Origin of the sequence: Nonomuraea sp. NPDC050643, from assembly GCF_040654715.1 — a bacterium.
Taxonomy (GTDB): Bacteria; Actinomycetota; Actinomycetes; order Streptosporangiales; family Streptosporangiaceae; genus Nonomuraea.
Window position 1 is genome coordinate 94,416 of the sequence record NZ_JBFAIM010000007.1, and the last position, 21,021, is coordinate 115,436.

Genomic DNA, 21,021 nt, shown 5'->3' on the forward strand with positions numbered 1-21,021 from the left:
TGATCTTGGCGAGGGTTTCCAGGGTTCGTTTGTCGGTCGAGGCCGCTAACGTTCCGCGCATCGCAGCGGCGGGAGCCGTGGAGTTCTGCACATCCTTGACCATGAAAGGCAGGCGCTGTGGGTTGGCTGGCGGCGGGCGACGGTTATGAGGTCGCCCTCATAGAAGGCCGGGTGGCGGCGCGGCCGACCTCCGGGCGTGCGGCGGGGCGGCAGCTCAAATCGCTGCCCAAGACGTTGCGCGAGCACCCCGAGGTCGACCGGTTGCGCCGGCTGGCGGAGTGGCTCGACCGGCACGCCGCGACGTGCGTCGCACAGGTGGACACCTGGATGGTGTCGTCACTGCCCGTCCCCACCGGGCTGCTGGCCCGGGTGTGGCCGGACGAGGCGTGGCAGACGGCGCTGCGCGACCTGGCCGTGGTCGGCGACGACCCCGACGAGGTCGGGTTCCTGCGCGACGCCACCGAGCCGGGCGAGTTGCGGCTGGTCAACCTCGACGGCGAGACCGTGCGGCTGTCGCCGGAGACGGTGACGCTGCCGCACCCCGTGCTGCTGCCCGACCTCGACGACCTGCGCGAGTTCGCCGCGGAGCTGGGCGTGACGCAGAAGGTCGAGCAGATCCACCGGGCCATCTGGCGCAAGCCCGCCGAGCTGGCGGAGAAGGCCACGTCGGTGTCGGAGTTCTCCGGCGGCAGGTTCGCCTCCCGGTTCGGGCTGGCGGCCAGGGCCACGCAGCTCGGCTACCGGGTGTCCGGAGGCTATGCCACGTGCCGGGTGCGTGACGCGGGGCGGATCGTCGAGGCGTCGGTGTGGATCGGCGAGCCCTACTGGGACAGCGAGGTGGAGACCGGCGGTCTCACCTGGCACGACCACGACGGCAGGTCGCTGTGGCTGCGGGAGGTCGGACCGGTCGCATGGTCCGAGGGGATGCGGATGGCCGCGGCACTGTACGCCGGCCGGCAGGTCGAGGAGGGGCAGTGAGCGAGAACCTGGTTGAGGAGCTGCTGAAGGCCGGAGGCGTGCTGCCGCCGGGCACCGAGGGCGTGAGCGACCGCGCGGTGCCGCTGGTGGCGCGCTCCTACCGCCACCCCGGGCTGGACGACCGGGTCGTCGTCCGGCTGACCGCCGAAGAGCTGCTCGCGGCCGAAGACCTGGCCGCCGGCTTCCTCGGGCTGCTGCCGGAAGGAGAGCCGGCCGCGGTCGGGTTCGGGCAGCGGCGCTCGCTCGGCTTCCCCGAGTGGATCCTGGTGCACCACCCCGAGGACGGGCATCAGGCGCTGGCCCTCGTGCCCGAGCTCGAACGCGCCGCCCGGCAGGCCAAGTCCAAGCCCAAGGCGGCGCTCGACGCCTACCACGCGCTCGCCGCGCGGCTCGCCGCGTCCCTGCCGCACTTCCTGCCCACGTTCTACGAGCAGGCCGGCCGGGTGTTCACCGGCGTCGAGAACGCCACCTACGCCGGGCAGATGTTCTCCCACGCCCGCAAGGCCGAGGCGCGGCACGGGCTCGAGATCGACGAGGAACGGCTCGACTCCGTGTTCCTGGAGTTCGCGCTGGCGGGAGCGCTGCCGGTCAAGGTGCTGTCCGGCTACGCCAAGGAGCTGGCCGCCCGCCTGCCCGCCGGCGAGGCGCTCGACCGGTTCACCCGGCTGTGCCTGCGGCGCACGGCCGGAGGGTTGCCGCCGTCGGCCCAGATGGCCCAAGACCTGCGCAAGCTCGCGCGTGCCGCGGGCCAGGACGCCGACGCCGCCGAGCAGGTCTACCTCACCGAGCTGCTCGCCCTGCCCGCCACCCTGCGTGCCGCCACCGGCTGGTGGAAGGCCCACAAGGGCGCTCTCGCGGCGCTCGGCAAGAACGACCCCTCCGTACGCGTCACGCTCCTCGACGTCATCCCGGAGGCCAGAGACCACGAGATGCCCGGCATCTGGCTGGAGATCATCGAGTCGTCCGGCGCCGCCGACGACCTGGTCACCGGGGCGGTCCAGCCGCGCGACGGCGCGACCGGCTGGCTGACGCGCTTCCTCGCCGCACGCAACAGCGCCTGGGGATCCGCGCCCCACCTGCCCTCGCTGCACGCGCTGATCGAGCGGCTGGCCCCGCACCTGCGGGCGGGCGCCGCGCTGACGGCGCCGCAGGAGGTCGACCTGCTCGACCAACTGCTCGCCCTCGGCATTCCGGTGGCCCTCCCCGAAGGTCACGTCTCGTTGTGGCTGGCGCACTGGGCGGGCGCCGAGGAGCGGCGCGACCTGGTCGCCCTGGAGGCCGACGGCCGCTTCCTCGCCGCGTTCCTCAGCTCCGCCGAGAGCTTCAGCGACAACGACCGCGACCGGCGGGCCATCCGGCTGCTGGCCGAATCTCCCGGCGGACGGCCGATGCTGGCCGAATGGGTACGCCAGGTGGCCCGGCGGTCGTCGGCCGCCGGGCTCCCCGACCTGCCCGACGCCATGCGGAAGCTCGCCTGGCTGCCCGGCGAGGCGCTCGTGCTGGCCGAGGCCGAGGTGCGCGAGGCCGCCGAGGCGGACGTCGCACAGGTGCTCGCCCGCACGCTGCGCGCCGGGCTGATCGACGAGCTGAGCTGGCCGGCCTGGGAGGACGCGGCGGCTAACCTCGTCCCCGCGAAGGACGTCGACGACCTGGTCGTCGCCGACGCCTGGCCGCATCTGATCGTCTCCGGGTCCGCCCAGGTGCGCGTGCTCGGCCCCGAGGGCACCGCGCTCACCCACGACCTGCGGGTTCCCTCCCGAGACACGTGGGGCGAGGCCGGCTTCCACTACGTGGACGGCGAGCTGCTGGTCTACTGGCAGTCGGTCGAGCTCGACCGCGGGCTGCGCGGCTACTGGCACACCACCGCCGACCGGTTCCATCCGCTGGAGGGCGAGGCCAACACCAGAGGCACGAAGCTCGACTGGTACCGCGGCAGCGACTCCGTCACGCTCGCGCTGCCCGGCGGCGGGCGTACGACCGGCCACGGCGTGCTGCACCGCGGCGACACGGCGGTCCCCGACGAGCGGACGACGATCACCGACGGCACCTCCTACTGGGTGTGGTCGTGGGACGGCTCCGACCACAAGAGCACCGGCTGGTACGAGTTCGACCCCGCGAGCGGGCGGCAGGGCCGCAAGGCGATGCCCCCCTTCTTCGCCGACGCGCTGAGCACGGCGCCCGACGGCAGCAAATTCCTCAGCGGCTGGTTGCTGCCCGCCCCCTCCGACGCGCCCACGCCCATCGGCATCCCGGCGAACGGCCTGCTGGGCTGGCGGGTGATACGGCTGCCCGACGGCTCCAGGCGGGGCGAGGACCTCTCGGGGCTCACGGTAACCGTGCCCTCCGGCTCCGAGTCCCCGGTGCGGCCGCTGCTGTTTCCCGGCGCCGAGCGGGCCTGCGCCATCGTGCAGGGGAGCTACCGGCTGCTCATCCTCGACGCCGACGGCGTGGTCACCTCCACGGTCAAGACGGACGCGACGCCCGGCACGTTCGGCAAGGGCACGCTGATGCTGCCGCCGGTGCGTTACTGGAACTACCTTGAGCCCCGCGACATCGAGGGGTCCGCGGTGCTGCGCCGGATCGACGGCGACACCACGGCCGCGCTGATCAAGGCGGCCGAGGCGGCCGACGAGAAGGACCTGCCCGCGCAGATCCGCGCGCTGCTGCCGGGGGTGGGCCACGACGGGCTGGTGACGGGCATCGCCGGGGTCGCGCGCTTCGCCGCCCAGCAGCAGAGCTCGCTGCGTACGATCACCACCCGGCTCACCGAGACGCTGGCCGGCGACCATCGGCCGAAGGAGCCCGCCGGGCCCGCCGACGCGGCGGTCGACGCGGCGTTCAACGGGCTGGGCCGCCACACCAACTACGGCTGGCACGTCGAGGACCACGACGCCGTCTTCCGCCAGATCCGGGCGATCGGTGAGGCGCTGTCGAACCCGGACGAGCCGCCCGCCGGGCCTGGTCGGCTCCACCTGGACCTGCCCGGGCTGGGCGGGGCGTCGCTGCGCTGGGACCCGGCGCTGGACCAGCCCGAGGCGCTCGCCCTGCGCGCCGCCACCGCGATCACCGGCGAGCAGGACCGCGCCACGCTGTCCACGCTGCTCGGCGCGCTGCACGAGCGCGGCCTGCCCCTCTCGGCAGAGCCGGAGCGGTGGCGCCGGATGACGCTGCACCTCGACCGTCAGCACATGGTCACCCCCGACGGAAGCTGGCGGAGCGGCACCTGGCTCGGGATACTCCCGCTGGGAGACGGGGCCTTCATCGGCTTCGTGAGCGTGCTCGACTACGACGGCTCCGGCACCATGTGGTCGGCGCTGCACCACGACCCGGCGGGCCGGTTCGAGGTGCCCGCGCCCTACGTGGTCAAGTCCACCGGCCCGGTCGGCTCGGCCCGCCAGGCGGGCTGGGCACAGGCGTTCCTGGCCGAGCTCGGCACGCGTGGCCCCGCGCCGTGGCGGCCCGAGGCGGCGGCCGAGTTCGCCCGGCTGACCGGGGTGACCCCGACCGCCGCGAAGCTGGTGGTGGCCGGGATGCCGCAGATCGACGCTTACGAGCGGAGCTTCCTCGGCAAGGAGGAGCGCGCGCTGATCGAGGTGAAGCTGGCCGACGCCGCCGTGGTGCGCGACGAACTCCGGGGCCTCGACACGTCCGTACGCTGGGCGGTCGTGGCGGCGCTGCTGCCCGACGACCCGGCCGCGCTCTGGACCGACGGGCCCGACGTGGCCGCCGCGGCCGAGGTGTGGAACACCCTGGTCGGGCGGCAGGCGACCGTGCCCGAATGGCTGCTCGGCGAGGCGGCCCGCGCGCTGAAGACGGGCTGGGACTCCGGCCGGGCGCTGCGCGCGGTCATCGACCCGGCCACCGTTCCCGAGCTGAGCCGTGACGTGGCCTGGAAGGTCCGCGGCGACCGGGTGCATCGGGTCGACGACAACACCACGGGCTTCGACGCGGGCACGCTCGTCATGGCCGTGTCCACGGTCGCGTGGCTGGCCCACCGGCTGCCCGCGGGCGACCCCATCAGGGCCGCGCTGCCCGGGGCGCTGGCCTCCGTACACGAGCGGTTGGCCAACCCCGACCTGATGCTCGACCTCGGCCGCTACGTCGACCTGGTCGCCTTCAAGAAAGCCGCGGGGGTGCCGACCGAGACCGGCGAGGGCTACCTGCGCTACGGCTCGCTCATCCTGGCCACCCACGACAACCGGCCCGCGCCCGGCGTCCGCACCGCGCTGTTCGACGGCGACGACCCCTACCTGCGGGCGCTGATAGCGTCCGAGGGCGCTTTCGCCGCGGAGATCGCCCTGCGCACGGTCCGCGACCCGAGCCTGAAGGCCCTGGTCGCCGACCCGGGCGACCCCGTGGCGGGAGAGCGGGACGCCGACGGGACATGGTGGCCGCAGGACCCGACGCGTTCGGTGCCCGAGCTGGTCGCCGAGGTGGCCGGGGCGCACGCGCTGAGCGCCGACGCGGCGGCCGTTTACCTGATGCTGCTGGCCATGCCCGACCCGACCGACCGCAACCTCGCCAGGTGGACCGGGTGGAAGCCCGCCCGGCTCAAGGCCGCCCGCGCCGAGCTGGTCGCGATCGACCTCGTGGTCGAGGCCACCAGAAGCCGGGCCGGGCGCCGCCTGTTCCTGCCCGGCGGCTGGACCGAGCTGCCCACGCCCAGCCTGCCGCTGGAGCAGTGGAAGCTCGAGATGTTCCGGCCAGACCCCGACCGCAGCGCGCCGCTGGTGCCGCTCGAGCCCGTCGCCGCCCTCTACGCCAGGGCCTGGGGGCGGGTGCGCGAAGGTGACGTTCCCCGATTCGAGGAGCTCAAGGTCAGGCGCGGACGCCGTCGCTGAGCCCCTCGTCCCGTCGTTTCTCATAAGGACTCTCATCCATGACCATGACTGAAGACCAAGTGACCACCGGCCCGGCGCGCCAGGTGCTCCCGGCCGAGGAGCGGTACGCGACCGAGCTGGAGTTCCTCGCCGCCTACGACGACGACCGCCGGCCGCCCGGGTGGTTGCTGACGCCGCGCGCGGTGGTGACGTTCGTGTGCGGCAGCGGCGGCGAGGCGCTCGAACTCCCGCGCGGTCGCGACGGCCTGCCGGCACGCCTGAAGATCGAGGCCAAGTTCGTCGGGGAGCGGGCGCTCGTGGAGCGGTGCGTGGTGACGCTCGCCGGCGAGCGCGGGCTCCTGCTCGTGGGCGAGCCCGGCACCGCCAAGTCGATGCTGTCGGAGCTGCTGGCCACCGCCGTGTGCGGCACCAGCGCCCTCACCGTGCAGGGCACCGCGGGCACCACCGAAGACGCCTTCCGCTACGGCTGGAACTACGCCCTGTTGCTGGCCCAGGGCCCCAGCCGGAGCGCGCTGGTGGACTCCCCGGTGCTCACCGCCATGCGATCCGGCCGCGTGGCCAGGATCGAAGAGATCACCCGCTGCCTGCCCGAGGTCCAGGACGCGCTGGTGTCGATCCTGTCCGACCGCCGGGTCAGCGTGCCCGAGCTGGCCGGTACGGAGGAGGCCCAGGTGCCGGCGGCCTCCGGGTTCACCGTGATCGCCACGGCCAACCTGCGCGACCGCGGCGTGTCGGAGATGTCGGCGGCCTTGAAGCGCCGCTTCAACTTCGAGACCGTCGGGCCCATCGCGGACGCCGCGGCGGAGACGGCGCTGGTCCGCCGGCAGGCGACGGCGGTCGTGCAGCGGGCGGGGGCCGCGTTCGGGGTGGACGACGCCGTCCTTGAGGCGCTGGTGACCGTTTTCCGCGATCTGCGTACCGGGCGCTCCGACGAGGGCTGGGACGTGGAGCGGCCCGGCACGGTGATGTCCACGGCCGAGGCGGTGCAGGTCGCGGCCTCCCTGGGAGTGGCGGCGGCCTACCTGCCGCAGGGCGACGTGCTCGACCTGGTGCCGGGTCATCTGCTGGGCGTGGTCCGCAAGGACGACCCGGCCGACCACGGGCGCCTGCTCGGCTACTGGGACGGGCCGGTGCGCCGCCGGGCCGAGGACGGCTCGGCGATGTGGCGGCGCCTCTGGGACCTACGGGAGAACCTCCGTTGAGCGGGGCTTCGCAGGGCGAGGTTCTCCGGCAGGCGCGGGTGGCACGAGGGGAGGATCCCCGGGAGGCGGTGGGCGCTCTGGCGGCGTCCGTGCGGCCATACCTGCTGGGGGTCCGTCACCACAGCCCCGCGCTGGCCGCGGTCCTGCCCGCCCTGCTGGAGGCGGCGGACGCCGAGGTGGTGTGCATCGAGCTGCCGGCGGACTTCCAGCCGTGGCTGGAACACCTCGCCGCGCCCGAGACCGTGGCGCCGGTCGCGCTGGCCGGGGCGGATGGGGAGGGAGGGCTCGGATTCTACCCGTTCGCCGACTTCTCCCCGGAGCTGGTGGCGATCCGGTGGGCGTGGAAGCGCGGCGTGGAGGTGCTGTGCTGTGACCTCCCCCTGAGCGACCCGAAGTGGCACGCACCAACCCCCACCCTCAGCCCGGCCCCGGTCTCCGCTCCGGCCCCGGCCACCGCGGCCGCTGTGGGTCCGGAGCAGGAGGAGGAGAGCGCTTCCGGCGCGGTGGAGCGGCGGTGGAGCTCGTTCGCCGATGGGCTGGCCGCCTCCGCCAGCGGGCGGGAGGGCGACGACATGTGGGACAGGGCCGTGGAGGTCCTCGCCCCGGGATGCGAGCCGGAGTCGGTACGCCGAGCCGCGCTCGGCGTGGGTTGGGCCCTGCGCCGGGACGCCCAGACGAGCGGCGGCGTGCCGGGCAGAGACCTGGCCCGCGAGGCCCACATGCGCCGCGTCATCGCGGGAGCCGCGGCCGGTGGCCGCCGCGTCGTGGCGGTGATCGGCGCCTTCCACGCCCCCGCGCTGATCGACCCCGACACCGCCGAGGGCGACCCCACCGCCCGCGGCGACGCCGAGGAGCCGGGCCGGAGCGGTAAGTCCTCCGGCACGACCACCCCCAAGGCCTCCGCGAAGCAGCCGGTCACCTCGCTGGTTCCCTATGCGTTCGACCTGCTCGACTCCCGATCCGGCTACCCCGCCGGCATCCGTGACCCCCGATGGCAGCAGGCCGTGTTCGAGGCGGGGGGCGATCCCGACCGGGTCAGAGACGGCGCCGCCCGCGCGATCACCGACCTGTGCCGGCAGATGCGGTCCGCCGGTCACACGGCGGGCACCGGGGAGGCCGTGGAGACGTTGCGGCTGGCCTGCGACCTGGCACGGCTGCGCGGCCTGCCCGCCCCCGGGCGAGGCGAGCTGCTCGAGGCGGTGACGACGGCACTCGGCCAGGGCGAACCCCTGGGCCGGGGCCGGGCGCTCGCGCAGGCCCTCGAAACCGTCCTCGTCGGTACGGAACGCGGCCGCACCGCCCCCGGCACACCGCGCTCCGGCCTGGGCCCCGCGGTCGAGGCCGAGCTGGCCGCGCTGCGGCTGCCCGACCCGGGCAACCCCGAACGCCGGGAGGTCCGCCTCGACCCCCTCCGCTCAGACCTCGACTCCCGCCGCGAGACCCTGCTGCAGCGCCTGCTGATCTGCGGTGTCGGCTATGGCGAGCCGCTCGAGGTGGCGGGCACGGGCGACGCCTCCGCGCTCAGCACCAAGTGGCGGCTCTCCTGGACCCCGGCGGTTCCGGCCCTGCTTGACCTGGCGGGCGTACGCGGGGTGACGCTCGCGCAGGCGGCGGCGGGGACGTTGCGGGAGGCGTACCGGAGGGAGTCGGCGGAGGGAGGGCCCACCTGCCGGCTGATCCTCGACAACCTCCGCGCGGCGGCCCGGTGCGACCTGCCCGAACTGGTCGCCGACCGTCTCGCCGACGCGGCCGTCGCGCTGCCCGCCACGGCCACGCTGGCCGAGCTGCTCGACGCCCTCGACCTGCTGGAGGCGCTGCGCCGCGAACACCTGCCCGGCACCACGCCGGAGGGCCGCGAGCAGGCCGCAGAGCTGGGCGGCACGCTGGTGGAGGCCGCCGTACGCGCGCTGCCCGGACTCGCGGGCAGCGACCTGCCCGAAGACGCGGCCGCCCTGGTCGCGCTCGCCACCCGGGCGGGCGAGGATCGGCTCGGGCTGCGGATGGACGACACGCTGGGGGAGCTCGCGCGTACGGCGTCCCCGCTCATGCAGGGGGCGGCGCTGGCGGCGCGGGTCCTGCTGGACCTCGACGGGGCCGAGGAGCTCGGTTCCCGGGCCGCCGGATGGATCGACACCGCCACCCGGCTGGACGGCCGCCGCCGGCTGAGCCGCCTGCTCACCGGCGTGCTGACGGCCGCCGGGCCCCTGCTCCAGGCCGCTCCGGCGGCGCTCGGCCCGCTCATGGACCGGATCGACGACCTCGCCGACAAGGAGTTCCTCGACCGGCTGCCGGCGTTGCGCGGCGGGTTCGACACGCTGACTCCGGCGGCGCGTAGCCGGCTGCTGGGGACCGTGTCCGAGCGGCTCGGTGACCAGCTCGACCTGGTGCTGACCGCGCCGCCCGAGCTGGTCGGCCTCTGGACGGCGGCCGACGCCGCCGGCCTGGCCGTACTCCGCTCGCTGGGCCTGCCCGTCCCCGAGGCCCCCGACGGCGGCGCCCCGCCGCAGGACGCGGCGACCGACGAGGAGACGGCCGGCCAGGACGACGCCACGGCGCGGCGGCTGGCGCCGGTCGATCGCTGGCGGCTGCTGCTCGGGCGGGAGTCCGACCGGCTCCCGCCCAACGCGCGGGGCTACGCCCGTGCGCTGGACGAGCTGTACGGCGCGGGGCACGGCGAAGGTTCGGACGACTTCGAGGCCCAGAACGGCGGCGGCCGGGACGAGGCGTTCCCGACGGCGCGCGAATGGGCGAAGGAGCTGGAGGCGCTGTTCGGGACCGACGTACGCGAGGAGGTGCTGGCCAGGGCCGCCGACACGGGGCGTACCGACGTTCTGGCGGAGCTGGACCCGGCCTCGATACGGCCGTCCATCGAGCTGCTGACCTCCGTGCTCTCCCTGGCCGGTGGCCTGCCCGAGCAGCAGCTCGCCAAGCTGCGGCCGCTCGTCAAGCGCCTGGTCACCGAGTTGACCCGCGAGCTGGCCACGAAGCTGCGGCCCGCGCTCACCGGGCTGGCGAACCCACGCCCGACGCGCCGTCCCGGCGGGCGGCTGAACCTGCCGCGCACCCTGCGGGCGAACCTCCAGCACACCCGGCGCCTGGAGGACGGGCGGCTGGCGGTGGTGCCGGAGCGGCCGGTGTTCGGCACGCGGGCCAGGCAGGAGGCCGACTGGCGGCTGATCCTCGTGGTCGACGTGTCGGGCTCGATGGAGGCGTCGGTGATCTGGTCGGCGCTGACGGCCTCCGTACTGGCGGGGGTGCCCACGCTCTCCACCCACTTCCTGACGTTCTCCACGCAGGTCATCGACCTGACGGACCAGGTGAAGGACCCGCTCTCGCTGCTGCTTGAGGTGCGGGTGGGCGGCGGTACGCACATCGCCGCCGGCCTCGCCCACGCGCGCTCGCTGGTGAGCGTGCCGAGCCGCACGCTCGTCGTGGTCGTCAGCGACTTCGAGGAGGGCTATCCGATCGGCGGACTGCTGGGCGAGGTGCGGGCCCTGGCCGGGTCCGGCGTGCATCTGCTGGGGTGCGCCGCCCTGGACGACAGCGGCGTTCCACGCTATTCGCTTCCCGTCGCCCAGCAACTCGTCGCGGCCGGGATGCCGGTCGCGGCCCTCAGCCCGCTCGCCCTGGCCCGCTGGGTCGGCGACCGCCTTCGCGGAGAGAACCGGTGAATCCTCCTACAGCAGATGTTTCCGAGCACGGGCGGTCGTTGCCGCCCGTGGCTCCGCAGGTGGTCGCCGCCGCCGTGGAAGGGCTCACGTCCAGGTTGCGGAAGAAGCTGGACGCGGCGGTCGACCAGTACGCCGCCCTTCCCGTCGAGGTCGTGGACGGAGGAGGGATACGGATCCGGTGCGGTGAGGACGCCCTGGTGACGCTCTCGCCCGGGGCGGCCGGGGCGGTCGTGGAGGAGGAGCAGGCGGGGTGTAGCTGCCTGCTCGCGCCTCGGTGCCTGCATCGGGCCGCCGTACTGAGTGCCTGCCCGGTGGCCGACCCTGAGGACCTGGCCGTCGATGGGGCGGATCCAGGTGCACTCTCCGCCCCAGACCTGCCGCCCGGCCCTGAGTCGGCGGCCGGAGGTGCGGCTGCGGCCGGAGGTGCGGCTGCGGCCGGAGCTGCGGTCGGGGCTGCGGCTGGAAAGTCGGGACAGGCGGTCGGTGTCGGTGACGGGCGGGCGGTGGCCGCGGGGCCCACTTCGGCTCAGGTGGCGGCCGGGGCCGGGCTGTGGGCTGCCGGGGCCGCGGTGCTGGCCGCCGGGGTGCCCGCCGCCGGTGCCGTACCGCAGGCGGAGTTGCTGCGGGCCGCCCACACCGCCCGCCTCGCCGGGCTGCCAAGGGCGGAGGCGGCGGCCGTACGGGTCGTGCGGGGGTTGAGGTCGGCCCGCGAGACGCACGGCGGGCACCGGCTGGCAGACCTCGTGTCGGCACTGCGCGAACTCCTGCTCATCGCGGGCCGGTTGGCCGCGGCCGACGCCGATCCGGCGTTGGTCGGTACCGTTCGCCGCACCTACGACCAGGGCGGCAGCCTGCGAGTCTACGGCGTCTTCCGGGAGCCGGTGATCAGCGCGACCGGCTATGGCGGCGTTGTCACCCATGTCGTCACGGAGGACGGACGCTGGTTCTCGGTCGCCGACGTACGGCCGGGAGGAGTGGCCCGGGCCCGGGGCGCGGGCACCGCGACCGTCGCCATCGGCTCGGCCATGCTCAGCCACGCCCAGCTCGCCAGAGCCGGACTGCTCATCGCAGGCGCCACGATCTCCCCTGACGGCCGGCTCGGGGCGGGCAGCAAGGTACGCGCCACTCCGGTGAACGGCATGCCGTGGAACCAGGGTCCGATGGCGGCACTGTTCGCCCGCCCGCTCAGCGAAGCGGCCCCGGCGCGACTCTCCGGCGCCGCCTGGAGCGAGGCCGCCACGGCGGACGAGGCCAGCGAGCCGATCGGCTGCGACCTGGTGATCGTCGGCGCGGCAGGAGACGTTGTCCTGGCCCGCGAACTCACCCACGGCGAGCGACCGAACGGACCCGAGCCGGTACACGGCGACCAGGCGACCAGGGCTCCGAACGGAAGCGAGTCGGCCGACGGCGAGGCTCCGGACAGACGCGAGTCGGCGGATGGCGGGACCCCGAACGGCCATGAGCTTGCGGGCGGCGGGGCTCCAGCCAGACACGGGTCGGCGGATGGCGGGACGCCGAACGGTCATGAGTCTGCGGGCGGCGGGGCCGCCGACGGTCACGAGCCTGCGGATGGCGGGACCTCGGACGATCATGAGCTTGCGGGTGGCGGGGTCTCGAAGGGTCATGAACTTGCGGAGGGTGGGTCGCCGGATGTGGCTTTGAAGGTGGGTGGGCCTGCGGAAGGGGAGCGGTCGGGTGGGTCGTTGCCTGCGGGGGCGGCCGGGAACGGCATGCGCGCGGATGGGCCGTTGATCCGGCTTGTGCCCGCGAACCGCCATCCCGACCTCGCCCACGTCGCCAACCTGCAGCGGCTCGCCTCCCGCCCCGGCCTGTGCGTACGAGTGGTCGGCCGGATCGAACCGGACCGGCCCGCCACCCTGCAGCCCTTTGCCGTGGCACCCGTCCCTGGCGCCGAGCTGACCCTGCGACTGCCCGACGACTGGCAAGGCAGGGCCGACCTGGGCTACGACCGCTTGCAGCGCACCCATTTCCCCCCGGACAACGCTCTCGCCGCATCGGTGCCCATGGAACCGGCCGGAGAGATGGATCCGGTGGCCGGCGCGCCTTTGTGGCGGGTTAGGCGGCTGGTCGAGCTGGCCGTCGCCGGTGGCCGGCGGGCTGTGGCCGAGTCGGGACGCAGCGGCGACTTCAAGTCCCAGGAGGCGTCGCTGCGCCGGGCCGGTTTCCGGTCCGCCGCCGAACTCGCCACGGCGCTCACCGCGGAGGCCGACCGGCGCGATCGCGACGTGTTCGGTCGGCTGACCGACTCGGGCCCCGATCGGTACGTATGGGCATGGCTGGCCGCCTCCACCCACCTCGTCGCGACGGAACGGGCCCTCATCCAGGCCTCGTGGCAGAGCGAGCCATGACGGAGACCATGACCGAGCCATGACCGAGACCACGGGGCCGGCGGCTACACGAGGCGGGCGGCGAGCAGGACGGCGAACACCAGCAGGGCCGCACCACACGCCGCCTCGAGGAGCCGTACGGCCACCGGGGGCAGGGCCCTGCGGATGACGGCGATGAGCCCGGCCGAGACGAAGCACCAGAGCAGGGAGGAGGTCATGAACCCGGCGAAGAAGACGACCAGCGCGGCCGGCCCCGCGTCCTGACCGAGCGCGGCGCTGACGGCTCCGGCGGCGCCTGACCAGTAGACGATGTTCCACGGGTTGCCGAGGGACATGGCGGCACCGACCATGAGCGCACCCCGCCCTGACCGGCCACTCCCTGGCACGCCAGGGACGGGGAGGCCGCTCGGGACGGTGCGCCGCTCGGGACGACCGGCCGTGATGCCATCCCGTTCAGAAGGGGTGTCCGCAGGTGGGGTGGGTGCCGGGCACGCGTCCAGGGGCAGGCCGAACTGCGACTGGTCGTCCACGGGCATGTGGTGGGACTGCGGACGGCTGCCGGCCTCCAAACGGGGCCTTGGGGAGCTGTCCGCCTGCACGCAGGGCTGTGGGGAGCTGTCTGGCTGCATGTGGGAAGGCGCGAAGCCGTCCGCCTGTGTGCGGGGCTGTGGATGGTCGTTTGTGGATATGGCGGACTGTGGGTGGTGGTTCGTGGGGGTGGGTGAGCGGGGGAAGGCGGCGTCGCGGAGGGCTGTCAGTCCGAGCCAGCCGAGCAGAAGGCATCCGGCGATCGTCAGAGGAACGCGCAGGATCGGGACCGTGAAAAGCGCGCCCACGCCCGCCAGCCCCAGCACCGCCCACACCGCGTCCCCGGCCAGCGACCCCACCTGAACCGCGAACGCAGGCCGGAACCCACCCCGTACGCCCCTGCGCAGCGACTCGCTGAACACCGCACCCGGCACCGCGTTGAACAGCAGCCCCACCCACAGGGCCAGCATGAAGATCTCGGACATGACGTTCACTCTCGCGGCCGGACTCCTGAGCGGTCTTGTCAGATGTTGATGGACCGGTAGCGGCCGGGCGTGATGGCGTACGCGGCCAGGAAATGACGGTGGAAATGAGCCTGGTCGGCGAAGCCGAGGCCGTGCGCCACGTCGGCGACCGGTACCCCTCGCCGCAACCTGCGCCGCCCCTCGGCAAGCCGGGCCTGCAGGTGCCACGCGTAGGGCGGGCAGCCCATCGCCCGGGTGAAGGAGCGTATGAGGTGCTCACGGGACACCCCTGCGTACTCGGCGAGGTCGGCCAGGCGGGGTGCGCGCGACAGGTCACCCCGCAGCCGATCGAGTACGGCGGCGATCCGGGCGTCCCCAGGACCCGCACCGGCCGGACGCAGGGCGGGCAGTGAGGCAGAGGCACTGGTGAAGGTGTCGGCAGGGGCCGTGGCGGTAGCGGGGGCACGGGTGGTGGCGGAGGTACGGGCCGAGGCGGCGGTGGTGGTGGAGGCGACGGCGGGAGTGGAGGTGCGGGCCGAAGTGGGGGCGGTGGTGGTGTGGGAGGAGGTGGTGGCGAGGGGTGAGGTCGTTGTGGGGGTTGTGGTGAGGTCGAGTAGGTGGAGGAGTAGGAGGGTGAGGCGTTCCTCCAGTAGGGCGGGGTCGTGGCTTGTGGTAGAGGTTCGGGCGGCTTGGATGAGCTCGGTGCGCAGGTGGGCCGCGCGTACGACCGGGCGTTCGAAGTCCGGGGGTGGGCCGCCGGTCAGGGCGCTGAGTGCGGCCGGCGGGACGTACCAGCTCACACACGTGAACACTGTCTCCTCCGGTGTCCGCGTCGTGCACGACTGGACCTGCCCCGGGTTGTACGCGGTCACCTCGTCCAGATCCACCTCGAACGAAGCCCGGTCCAGTCGCACCCGCTCCCGCCCGCACAGGTTGACGCTGATGACGTACTCGTCATGGCTGTGCGGGGGGAAGCCGCCGGACGCGGGGCTGATGACGGCCAGGTGGGTGCCGTTCACGTCCGTGACCTGCATACCGGAAAGATTAGGTCATATGGGAGGAACAAGGACGAAATACCGGTCGAGCAGGGTCTTGTCGCCCTGGATGTCGAGGCCGTCGGCCGGGATCCGGTGCCAGAGGAACAGCATCAGGTCGGACGCCGTGCCGGCCAGTTCGACGTCCGCTTCCCCGTCACCGACCCGTACGTGCCGGCCGTCGAAGCACACCACCCACTCGCCCGGCCCGTCGGTACGCCGGAAGCGATACCGCTCGCCCGCCCCGGGGGGCGCCTGCCCCCAGGAGCGCCGCGCCGGCGCCATGACCTCGAACGTCTGCGAGATCGCGTCAACCGCCACCTCATCGGCGATCGGGCCCGCGGTGTTGAGGGCGTTCTCGGCGTCCCAGCGGTGGATGGCGGCCTCGATGGTCTGCATCCGCTGCCAGAACCCGACGGTCTGCTCCTCCGACCAGGTCCACGCGGGTTCGTCGGCCCGGCGCTCCCTGAACTGCCTCTCCAGCCGATCCGCCCCCTCGGCGAACCAGTCCAGCAGGGTCGGCGGGATCGGCCCGAAGTTGGGCGCCTGATCGGGAACCGGCCACCCCTCCGGCAAGCCCGCCGCGCCCGCCCTACCCGCAGTGTCCACAGTGTCCGCCGTGTCCGCCGTGTCCGGCAAGCCCGCCGTGCCCCCCGGTAGCTCGGTCGCCGCCAGCATGGCGAGGTCCGGCGGTCCCTTGAGCTGATCTTTGATGATGACGTGCACGCCTCGGTGCACCCCGCCCAGGTGGAAGACGAGGTCGGACATCGACCAACCCGGACAGGACGGTACGGAGGGCGCGTCGCCGGTGCCGGCCGCCCGGGTGGCGGCGTCGTGGAACGCGCGTACTTCCCGGCGGAAATGTGCGGCGAAGTCCATGGTCTCACTGTGCCCCAAGCCGTGGCCCGGGCTCCACCTGGTTCGGCGCCGGGCGTGGCGCCGGGTTCCCGCGGGCCGGCCGGAAGACGCCCGCGACGGCCAGCGCCACGGCCACCAGTCCGGCGCTCACCCACACCGGCGACCGGAACCCGAGCCCGGCCCCGATGGCGGCCCCGCCCAGCCAGGGCCCGATCGCGGCCCCCACGTTGAACGCCGCCGTGGCGAACCCGCCGCTCAGGGTGGGCGCGCCGGTGGCCGTGTACAGGACCTGCGAGATCAGCGTGGAGCCGACGGCGAACGACAACGTCCCCTGTACGAACACGAGCACGACCGCCAGCACCGGCATCCCGGCCACGAGCGCGAAGACCGCCCACCCGGCCGCCAGCGCCACCCCGCCGACCACCAGCAGCCGTACGGGCCGCACGTCGGCGATCCGCCCACTGATCGTGACCCCGGCGAACGATCCCAGCCCGAACAGCGCCAGCATGCCCGGCATCCACGCCGACCCGATCCCGGTGACCTCGGTGAGCAGCGGCGCCAGGTAGGTGAACGTGCAGAACGTGGCCCCGTTCACCAGCGCCCCGAGCAGCAGGAGCACCAGCAGTCGCGGCCGCCGCAACGCCCGCAACTCACCCCGCGCCGACCCCGGCGCACTCGGAGTCCCCGCCCCGCCGTGCGTGGTGGGTTCGGCGACGCCGCCGGGCGGGTTCGTCGCGTTCGACCCGGCCGGTACGGACTTCAGCACCGCGACGATCGCCGGCACCAGCGCGACCGCCACCGCCCAGAACGCCGACCGCCACCCCCACAGCTCACCGAGCAGCGCCCCTCCGGGCACCCCGGCCACGCAGGCGATGGTGACCCCGCCGAGCAGGACGGAGGTGGCGCGCCCCTTGGCGTTCGGCGGGGCCAGGCCGATGGCGGTCGCCATGGCCACGGCCAGGAACCCGGCGTTGGCCAGCGCCGCCACCACGCGGGTGACGAGCAGCACCTCATAGCTCGTGGTGACCGCCCCGATCACGTGGACGAGCAGGAAGACGACCAGGAAGGCCAGCAGGGCGAACCGCCTGGACAGGCGCAGGCTCAGCACCGCCATCAGCGGCGCGCCCACCACCATTCCGGCGGCGAACGCCGAGGTCAGCAGCCCGGCGGCCGGGATGGACACGTTCAGGTCCCGGGCGATGCCGGGCACGAGCCCGGACAGCATGAACTCGGAGGTCCCCTGGGCGAAGACCGCCAGTCCGAGCAGGTAAACAGCGAAAGGCATGAGAAGACTCCGCGACCACGTCATGAATCGACACGAGGAGGCGGGCAGGAGGAAGAGATCGTCCAGCCACGCCAGAGGAGCCCGGCGGCGTCGCGAAAAGCCGACGCGCGGTCCAGGCACGACACAGTCCGTGTGACGGTGATCCGGATGGCGAGGCGGAAGCCCAGGAAAGGCCCGACAACCGGCCCGGCCCACGAAGGGCCGAGAACGGCCGGCCCACGATGAGCCGAGAACGGCCGGCCCACGAAGAGCCGTGGCCCGCCCCATAGGTTGCGGGCGCCCCTGCCTCAACCGAAGGCGGGACGGCAGCGCCAGGAAGCCACCGGACGACCGGTGGCTAGCGTCTTGATGCCTCGGGGCTGGACATACCGGGCAACATAGCAACCCCGCCCCAGCCGGTCCAATCGAATTCCCCTCGAACCGACGCCGATGACGTCCGGAACGCAGTTCAAAGTGTACCGGCCAGCCGGTATATTAACGACTGTGCCACGACCGAGTTCCAAAGACCGGCTGCTCGACGCCGCCGCCGAAGTGCTGCTCACCGAGGGGGCCGAATCCCTCACCCTCGAAGCGGTCGCCAAGAGGGCGGGCGTGTCCAAGGGCGGGCTGTTCTACCACTTCCCGACCAAGCAGGCCCTGGTCGCCGCGATGGTCCGGCGGCTCACCGACGCCTTCGACGACGCCCTGGCCCGCGCGGGCAGCCGTCCGGGCGACTTCCTGCGGGCCTACGTCGAGGCCACCATCCCCGAGCGGCACACCGCCTCCGCCCCGGCCGACCGCCTCACCGCCGGGCTGCTGGCCGGCGTGCTGGTCGATCCGGCGGGGCTGGAGCCGCTGCGGGCGAGGTTCGCGGCCTGGCAGGCGCGGCTGGCCGACGACGGGGTCGACCCGGCCGCCGCGACGGCCGTACGCCTGGCCGTCGACGGGTGGTGGGCGGTCAGGCTGCTCGGGCTCGGCGAACCGGACCCGGAGTTGCACGAGCGCACCCGCCGCTACCTCATGGAGGCGATCGACCGTGCCGTCCGTCACTGAGACATCGCCGTGCCGTGTCGCGGGAAGGCCGGCCGTGCTGCCCGTGACCAAGGCGCTGATGCTGGTCACCGACCTGGGGTTCGTGGCCTACTTCGCGGTCACCGGGCTTGGCCTGATCCCGCCTGAGTGGGCGTTCGCCGACTACGCCGACCCCATGATGGCCGACTGGAACTGGTCGTTCCTCTGGATCGACCTGCTGGCCGCCGCCACCGGCCTCGGCAGCCTCCACCTCCTCCGCCGCGCCCGCGCGACAAATCCGACCAGCCCGACCAGCTCGAGTGGCCTGCCCCTCATGCTGGTCTCGCTCGTGCTGACGATGGCCTCAGGGTTGATGGCGATCGCGTTCTGGACCCTGCGCGGCGACTTCTCCCTGGCCTGGTGGCTCCCGAACCTCTACCTCATGATCTTCCCCATCCCGGCGATCGTCCGGCTCACGAGAAGAATCGGGCGCTCTGGACATAGTCCATCGCCTTCGTGAACTCGGGGTCGCTCATCCGCCGCGTCATCTCCTCCTCCGAGACCTCCTCGACCCGCGTCTGGATCCACCACAGGTTCCCGAACGGGTCGCGGACCCGGCCCACCCGGTCACCCCAGGGCAGGTGCGTGACCTCCGTGGTCGAGGTGCCACCCGCCTCGACGGCGCGCCGGTGGGTGGTGTCGGCGTCGGGGACGTACAGGCGCAGGAAGGCCGGTGTGGACGGCCAGTCGGGCCTGGCGTCGAACAGCATCACGATCGCGTCCCCGATCCGGACCTCCGCGTGCCCGATGCGGCCCTCCGCGTCGGTCACGCGGCCCAGCTCCACGGCGTCGAACGCGGTCTCCAGGTAGCGGATGATCCCGGCCGTGTCCTGGGAGATGATCCACGGAGTGACGGTGGTGTACCCCTCGGGGATCGGGTTGACGGTCATGGCGTCCTCCTTGAAGGCGAGTGCGTGACACCGACGTTAGAGGCGCAGTAGGTCAGGACCTGTCCTACATGTCCGGCATCCTGGAAGACGTGAGCGACTCCCGCCTGCTGACCCTGCTGAGCCTCCTCCAGACCCCGCGCGAGTGGCCCGGCGGCGAGCTGGCGGAGCGGCTGGGCGTCAGCCGCCGCACGGTACGCCGCGACGTCGAGCGCCTGCGCGACCTCGGCTACCCGGTCGAGGCCACCATGGGGGCGACCGGCGGATACCGGCTGGTCGCGGGCGCGGCCATGCCGCCGCTGCTGCTGGACGACGAGGAGGCGGTGGCCATCACGGTCGGCCTGTCCACCGCCGCCAGGCATCCGGTGCAGGGCATCGAGGAGGCGTCGGTACGGGCCCTGGCCAAGCTCGAGCAGGTGCTCCCGGCCCGCCTGCGCTACCGGGTCAGGTCGCTGGGCGTCGCCACCGTGCCCCTGCCGGTGGAGGCCGGGCCGCAGGTCGATCCGGAGCGGCTCACCGCGCTGGCGGCGGCGGTGGCGAACAAGGAGCGGGTGCGGTTCGCGTACCAGGGGAGTGACGGCGGGCGCCTGGTGGACCCGTATCGGCTGGTGGCGGCCGGACGACGCTGGTATCTCCTCGGATACGACCACGACCGCGACGACTGGCGGATCTTCCGCATCGACCGCATCGACGACGTGAAGCCCACCGGGGCCAGGGTCACGCCGCGCGAGCCGCCCGCCGGGGACGCCGCCGCGTACGTCAGGGACCGGCTCTACTCGCTGGCCCCCACGTACGAGGCCGTCGTCACGCTGCGCACCCCCGTGACAGAGCTGGTCGGCGCCCTGGGCGAGGTCACCCCGATCGACGCGGAGACCTGCCGCGTACGCCTGCACGGCGACACCCTCGACTGGCTGGCCTTCCGGCTGACGACGCTGGGCTGCGAGTTCGAGGTGCACGAGCCGCCCGAGCTGACCGCCCACCTGCGCGCGCTGGCGGCCCGTCTCACGCGCGCGACAGGAACTCCAGCACCAGAGGGCTCGCGACCTCCCTGAACTCCTCGAAGTACGCGTGCCGAGCCCCCTCGATGAGCTCCAGCTCCGCCCCGGGAATGCGCCCGGCCAGCAGCGGCGCGTTGGCCGCCGGGTTGAACACGTCGTCGGTCCCGTGCACGACCAGCGTCGGAGCGGTGATGCCGGGCAGCGCGTCCCAGGCGTCGTGCCCTCCGCTGGCGGCCAGGTGACGCCGCCGGGCGTGGGCGGGCATCCCGGGGTCGCCGGTCGTGTGGAACGGCCCCGGATGCGTGGCCAGCCACGCGGGCGTGTACATGAGTTCGAGCAGCGCCCGCTCGGCCGCCGCCCGGTCCGGCTGGGCCAGCGACCTGCGTACGTCGTTGCTGCGCTCGACCCCGTGAGCGCCGCCCGGCGAACTGCACCCGAGCACCAGCGCCCCGACCCGCTCCCCATGATCGGCCGCCACCCACTGGGCGACCCGCCCGCCCATCGACGTCCCGTACACGTGCGCCCGCTCCACCCCCAGCTCGTCGAGCACCGCCACCACGTCACCGGCGAAACCGCGCGTGGAGTACGGCTCGTCCGGCTTGTCGCTGTCGCCGGTGCCCCGGTAGTCGAGGGTGATGGTCCGGTACGCCCCGTCGAAGTCGCCACGGACGGAGTGCCACCATCGATGGTCGTTGGCCTGCCCCTGCAGCAGCACGAGGGGCGGCCCGTCGCCGCTCACCTGGTAGGACAGTTTCACGCCGTCGGGGGTCATCGCGTAGTGCACGCCTTCGATGGTGCCCTACGCCGTGACGCCGAAGAAACGTGGGGGCATGATGTCCGGTACGCCGTCCCGGCTCCGACGTCCCTGCTGAGAGCT

The 21,021-nt window shown here is 73.6% G+C and carries 14 protein-coding genes; 8 read left to right on the forward strand and 6 right to left on the reverse strand.

All coding sequences use genetic code 11. The annotated features are described in order from the left end of the window. Positions 1–117: 117 nt before the first annotated feature. From AB0I15_RS11240 to AB0I15_RS11260, 5 genes are read left to right on the forward strand one after another with little or no spacing between them, the layout of a single operon-like run. Positions 118–978: a DUF4132 domain-containing protein gene (locus AB0I15_RS11240; protein WP_358093108.1), complete on the forward strand. Its 861-nt coding sequence runs from the start codon at positions 118–120 to the stop codon at positions 976–978. Continuing rightward, a complete protein-coding gene (locus AB0I15_RS11245; protein ID WP_358093111.1) occupies positions 975–5,819 on the forward strand; it encodes a DNA-binding protein in 4,845 nt (1,614 codons plus the stop codon). Before AB0I15_RS11240 ends, AB0I15_RS11245 begins: the two co-directional genes overlap by 4 nt. A 44-nt stretch (positions 5,820–5,863) precedes the next feature. After that, positions 5,864–7,021 carry an AAA family ATPase gene (locus AB0I15_RS11250; protein WP_358093113.1) on the forward strand — a complete coding sequence of 386 codons (1,158 nt, stop codon included), beginning with the start codon at positions 5,864–5,866 and terminating at the stop codon, positions 7,019–7,021. After that, the gene (locus tag AB0I15_RS11255; RefSeq protein ID WP_358093116.1) at positions 7,018–10,692 is read left to right on the forward strand and encodes a DUF5682 family protein; all 3,675 of its coding nucleotides are present in this window, start codon (positions 7,018–7,020) and stop codon (positions 10,690–10,692) included. The genes AB0I15_RS11250 and AB0I15_RS11255 overlap by 4 nt, the downstream gene beginning before the upstream one ends. Positions 10,693–10,739: 47 nt before the next feature. After that, positions 10,740–13,061, forward strand: a complete 2,322-nt coding sequence (locus AB0I15_RS11260) for a hypothetical protein (RefSeq protein WP_358093119.1) — start codon at positions 10,740–10,742, stop codon at positions 13,059–13,061. Positions 13,062–13,105: 44 nt separating this feature from the next. Here the strand turns inward: AB0I15_RS11260 and AB0I15_RS11265 are convergent, their stop codons facing one another. The 4 genes from AB0I15_RS11265 to AB0I15_RS11280 are packed head-to-tail and all read right to left on the reverse strand — an operon-like array spanning position 13,106 to position 17,209. After that, positions 13,106–14,053 carry a LysE family transporter gene (locus tag AB0I15_RS11265; RefSeq protein ID WP_358093121.1) on the reverse strand — a complete coding sequence of 316 codons (948 nt, stop codon included), beginning with the start codon at positions 14,051–14,053 and terminating at the stop codon, positions 13,106–13,108. Positions 14,054–14,091: 38 nt separating this feature from the next. Continuing rightward, on the reverse strand, positions 14,092–15,066 hold the full coding sequence (locus AB0I15_RS11270) for an AraC family transcriptional regulator (RefSeq protein ID WP_358093124.1): 975 nt from the start codon (positions 15,064–15,066) through the stop codon (positions 14,092–14,094). 15 nt (positions 15,067–15,081) lie between these two features. After that, positions 15,082–15,945 (reverse strand): maleylpyruvate isomerase family mycothiol-dependent enzyme, encoded by an 864-nt coding sequence (locus tag AB0I15_RS11275; RefSeq protein WP_358093127.1) that lies wholly within the window; start codon positions 15,943–15,945, stop codon positions 15,082–15,084. A gap of 4 nt (positions 15,946–15,949) precedes the next feature. After that, positions 15,950–17,209, reverse strand: coding sequence for a Cmx/CmrA family chloramphenicol efflux MFS transporter (locus AB0I15_RS11280; RefSeq protein ID WP_358093130.1), 1,260 nt, complete (start codon positions 17,207–17,209; stop codon positions 15,950–15,952). Positions 17,210–17,692: 483 nt separating this feature from the next. Between AB0I15_RS11280 and AB0I15_RS11285 the strand changes: the two genes are divergently transcribed. Then, positions 17,693–18,241 carry a TetR/AcrR family transcriptional regulator gene (locus AB0I15_RS11285; protein ID WP_358093133.1) on the forward strand — a complete coding sequence of 183 codons (549 nt, stop codon included), beginning with the start codon at positions 17,693–17,695 and terminating at the stop codon, positions 18,239–18,241. 34 nt (positions 18,242–18,275) lie between these two features. After that, positions 18,276–18,719, forward strand: coding sequence for a DUF5360 family protein (locus AB0I15_RS11290; protein WP_358093136.1), 444 nt, complete (start codon positions 18,276–18,278; stop codon positions 18,717–18,719). On the opposite strand, the gene AB0I15_RS11295 is transcribed toward AB0I15_RS11290, so the two are convergent. After that, entirely contained in the window at positions 18,673–19,149 is a 477-nt protein-coding gene (locus AB0I15_RS11295) for a VOC family protein (protein WP_358093139.1), read from the reverse strand. The two genes, AB0I15_RS11290 and AB0I15_RS11295, sit on opposite strands and share 47 nt — an antisense overlap. A 68-nt stretch (positions 19,150–19,217) precedes the next feature. On the opposite strand from AB0I15_RS11295, the gene AB0I15_RS11300 reads away from it, so the two are divergent. Further along, positions 19,218–20,198: a YafY family protein gene (locus tag AB0I15_RS11300; protein WP_358093142.1), complete on the forward strand. Its 981-nt coding sequence runs from the start codon at positions 19,218–19,220 to the stop codon at positions 20,196–20,198. Here AB0I15_RS11300 and AB0I15_RS11305 read toward each other — a convergent pair. Beyond that, positions 20,149–20,928 (reverse strand): alpha/beta fold hydrolase, encoded by a 780-nt coding sequence (locus tag AB0I15_RS11305; RefSeq protein WP_358093145.1) that lies wholly within the window; start codon positions 20,926–20,928, stop codon positions 20,149–20,151. The two genes, AB0I15_RS11300 and AB0I15_RS11305, sit on opposite strands and share 50 nt — an antisense overlap. Positions 20,929–21,021: the final 93 nt, after the last annotated feature.

Coding starts and splice junctions, on each gene's coding strand:
- AB0I15_RS11250 (WP_358093113.1), top strand. CDS start 5,864: ATGACTGAAGACCAAGTGACCACCGGCCCGGCGCGCCAGGTGCTCCCG.
- AB0I15_RS11265 (WP_358093121.1), bottom strand. CDS start 14,053: ATGTCCGAGATCTTCATGCTGGCCCTGTGGGTGGGGCTGCTGTTCAAC.
- AB0I15_RS11270 (WP_358093124.1), bottom strand. CDS start 15,066: ATGCAGGTCACGGACGTGAACGGCACCCACCTGGCCGTCATCAGCCCC.
- AB0I15_RS11275 (WP_358093127.1), bottom strand. CDS start 15,945: ATGGACTTCGCCGCACATTTCCGCCGGGAAGTACGCGCGTTCCACGAC.
- AB0I15_RS11280 (WP_358093130.1), bottom strand. CDS start 17,209: ATGCCTTTCGCTGTTTACCTGCTCGGACTGGCGGTCTTCGCCCAGGGG.
- AB0I15_RS11295 (WP_358093139.1), bottom strand. CDS start 19,149: ATGACCGTCAACCCGATCCCCGAGGGGTACACCACCGTCACTCCGTGG.
- AB0I15_RS11300 (WP_358093142.1), top strand. CDS start 19,218: ATGTCCGGCATCCTGGAAGACGTGAGCGACTCCCGCCTGCTGACCCTG.